We start from the raw sequence: 3332 nt of genomic DNA, 5'->3' as shown, positions 1-3332 counted from the left end.
GCAAAGGCTGTACCTAGAGCAAATGCAAAGCCCATTGTTTGACCTGCAATAACCCCAATCATGACACCTAGATTACCGATTAAAGCACCTAAGTTAGCCAAAATTGGCGCAACCATTGGTAATAAACTAACAAATACTCCTCTTAACGCATAGCCAGCTACCTCACCAAATGCTCGAATATTACTTGCGAGTGTAGCGATTGATGCTTGAAACGCATCAATACGTGCGGTAATTTTAATAACTGCTGCACGAGTTAACGCTTGAATTTGCGCACGTAGCAATGCTAATTTGTATTTAAAACTCGATGTTTCTGCATCAATACGAATTTCATTTGTACGACGTAATGTTTCAATTGTCGCTCGTAGCTGTGCCATGCGAATCATGAACTGTGAAATGTCCGCTTGTACATCAACTGTCGGTCTTGAGCGGTCCATGTTCATAATTTCTGCTCGAAGTTCAGCCATGCGGCGTAAAGCATCTGAAGTATCTGCGTGGATTTCAACATCGTGCGCTTCACCTTCTAAGCGCTCTGCAACATTTTCAACTAATCGTAATTGACCTAACGCTTCTGTAACGTCTGCATCAATATCAATTTGCCGATTCCGTTCCGTTAATTGGTCCAAGCGCAATTCGGCTCTTTGCAAGTCGCGCATGCAATCACGAATATCTGCTTGTACTTCAATCGTCGGCTCTTGCTGTGATAATGTACGAATACGATTTTGGACTGTTTCAAAGTCTGTCAACGCATCATCTACATCTGCTTCAACATCAACGTGTACATCACTTTCTAGCAGCTTATCTGCTTTACGTTCAATACGAGCCATTTCAATGATTGCCTGGTCTACGTCGGCAGTAACATTAACTTTCGCTTGTTCGCGGTTTAAATCCCGCACCCTTGCTTCAATCGTTTGCATATCACGTAAAAAGTCACGTACATTCGCTTGTACATCAACTGTCGCATCTTCGCGTTCTAATTCTTTTAAACGGTCCTCAACAGCATTTAATTCTGCTAATACATCCGCAACACTTGCTTGCACATCTACCGTTACGTCATTATTTGCAAGATTACGCATTTCAGTGCGTACTTCTTTGATATTACGCATAAAGTCCTTTACATCTGCAGTTATATCAACATCTGCGCCAGTTGCAGCATCACGAATCGCCTTGTCGACTTCCTTCATTTTGCGCTTAAACTCTTTGACCTCTGCACCAACTATCGCAGTAAAATGTTCAACGTTTGCCATCTACTCACTCCCTTCTTTAGATCGGTTCATTGCTGCAAGTGCTCGTTGTAAATACGTGTAATCACGACTTGCTCGCTCTTTTTCTTTTTGCTCTTTCGGATGCAAGATGTTTTGACGCGCTCTTTCTGCATCAAATAACTTCTTGGCTGTAATACGTTTTCCGTTCGTTGCCTGGGCATTAAAAATAGCTTGAATCGTCATATTTTCATATGTCTGTACATCTCGTAGCATGACACCTTTAATCTTTCGATTATATTCGTTGGGTGTCATCGCATATAACAAGTCATTATCTGCAATATTCAAATACTGCATTGCATCAATTTCTAACTGTTCAAAATCTATTCCTCGATTTCCGCTTTGAGTTTTTGCATCATGTCGTAGGCTTTCTTGTTCTGCTCTTTCTCCTTGTCCGTCGCCCCAAAGTCCTGCATCATTTCGATGTTCTTCCAAAACTCTTTGATCGTTTTCTTGAAAAAACCACTTGTCGATAACTCACGATAAATTTCTTTTAGAAGCGGCTCTGTATCGCCCTCTTGTTCAATGCGTTCCTCTAATGCTGTTTCGATTTCAGCAATTGATGGACGTTCTTTTAGGTGTGCAAGTGCTGCATCCCAATATTGCACGATTGAATCAACTGAACCCTCGATAACGCCCGATAAGATGTTTTCAATACCCTGTGCGTATTTGTTCGCCTTTTCGATATATTTACCATAGTTTTCATTCGCATATCGCGCCATCGCAAACGAAGGTTTACCAGTGTATTTTTTATCTTGAATAGTTAAAGTTAATGCCATAATTAAATGACCTCCTAGTGTTTTTTAAGTATAAAAAAGGAGAGCCGGAGCCCTCCTGGTATTTAGAAATATGTTTTAAGGTGTTACTGTGCCTTTATGATCCTTACCGTACTCCCCTGTGAATTCACCAGGTTTTTCAAACCCATACAACGCAAATTCGATCACTTCGTCTGGCACATCAACTGTATCAAGCTCACCCTCTTGTGTTTGGCCAATGACTTGTAGCGTTGATGAAAGTTCTTCAAAACCATCTGTTGAACCTGAGCGTTCCACTGATTCGACAATTGTATAAGCAAAATTTGCATCGTACTTACCAGCATCATTTTTATTAATATTTACTTCCCACACTTTTAGCTGCTCTTTGTTTTTGATGGCATCTAAAATTGCTTTTTGACCAGGATCACCTGTTTGACCATACATTGATAAATCGAATGATTCTGATGTATTACCGTAGTCCACTAAGCGGCCGAACTTCGTTTGTTCGTCAATGATTTCTGTTTCAATCGAGTACGAACCTTCTGTTTGGTTCGCAATTAAATATGCTGCTGCAGCTAATGCTTCTTTTGCACGTTGCACTAAATAAATCGTATCTTTACCTTTATTCATTTATGATTCCTCCTAAATTTTCGTTAATGTGTATTCAAGTGTTAGAACGCCATGCCGCAGTACCCCGTCAATATCATCAAATACGCTTGTGCGCACCTTTTTGACGTAATCCACTTCATAGTTCGTGACAATTAAAAAAGCCGATAGCGCATCGCTAACAGCTTGTAGTAGTTTGTATGATTCTGTCTTGCCTGTCTTATCACTCCAAGTGTGAATCGTAAGTGACGTTTCCACTGTTTCTTTTAGCTTTATATCAAAATCTGACTCGTTTGGTTCACCAATCACGATATAAGGAAATGGCGCATCGTTAGGTAACGCATCATACACACCTTTAAATTTTGTATCTTTGTAAACTAATGCTTTTACAGCTGCATCATTAATTAAGCGTTGATAAACAGCCGCATGCAATGCTAAAAACGAAACCATCTTATCAACCTCCTATTGTGGCAACTGCTTTAGACCAATATTTTTGGCCCTCTTTAAGCGATGGAAACCAAAATGGCTGCGCTTCTTGACCACGAGTAAAGACGAACTTGCCCCATTTCTCATTGTAGTACACCCAACCATCTTTATTGCCGCTTCCCTTTGTAGCATAGATACCTGTGCCATACTCGACATAAATGGCCCATTCTGCACCGACTGTGACAACCGCTTTTAAACCACCATCCAGCACTTCAACCTCAATTGA

At 40.6% G+C, this 3332-nt stretch carries 5 protein-coding genes and 1 pseudogene; all 6 read right to left on the bottom strand.

Annotated elements, in window-relative coordinates:
• A partial coding sequence (locus ACFSY7_RS10565; protein WP_380147803.1) for a hypothetical protein occupies positions 1–1244 on the bottom strand: 1244 nt, incomplete at its 3' end.
• Positions 1245–1556: a hypothetical protein gene (locus ACFSY7_RS10560; RefSeq protein ID WP_380147802.1), complete on the bottom strand. Its 312-nt coding sequence runs from the start codon at positions 1554–1556 to the stop codon at positions 1245–1247. It abuts the gene before it with no gap.
• A 26-nt stretch (positions 1557–1582) separates the two neighbouring features.
• Positions 1583–2038 (bottom strand): tail assembly chaperone, encoded by a 456-nt coding sequence (locus ACFSY7_RS10555; protein WP_380147801.1) that lies wholly within the window; start codon positions 2036–2038, stop codon positions 1583–1585.
• Between the two features lie 75 nt (positions 2039–2113).
• On the bottom strand, positions 2114–2644 hold the full coding sequence (locus tag ACFSY7_RS10550; RefSeq protein WP_380147800.1) for a phage major tail protein, TP901-1 family: 531 nt from the start codon (positions 2642–2644) through the stop codon (positions 2114–2116).
• A 12-nt stretch (positions 2645–2656) separates the two neighbouring features.
• Positions 2657–3070: a DUF3168 domain-containing protein gene (locus ACFSY7_RS10545; protein WP_380147799.1), complete on the bottom strand. Its 414-nt coding sequence runs from the start codon at positions 3068–3070 to the stop codon at positions 2657–2659.
• Between the two features lie 4 nt (positions 3071–3074).
• Positions 3075–3332: pseudogene (locus tag ACFSY7_RS10540) on the bottom strand (HK97 gp10 family phage protein); the annotation flags it as partial.

The organism is Kurthia populi (genome assembly GCF_042686175.1).
GTDB lineage: Bacteria > Bacillota > Bacilli > Bacillales_A > Planococcaceae > Kurthia > Kurthia populi.
Note: the sequence above shows the minus strand (reverse complement) of the source record. Positions and strands in the feature narration are given on the sequence as shown.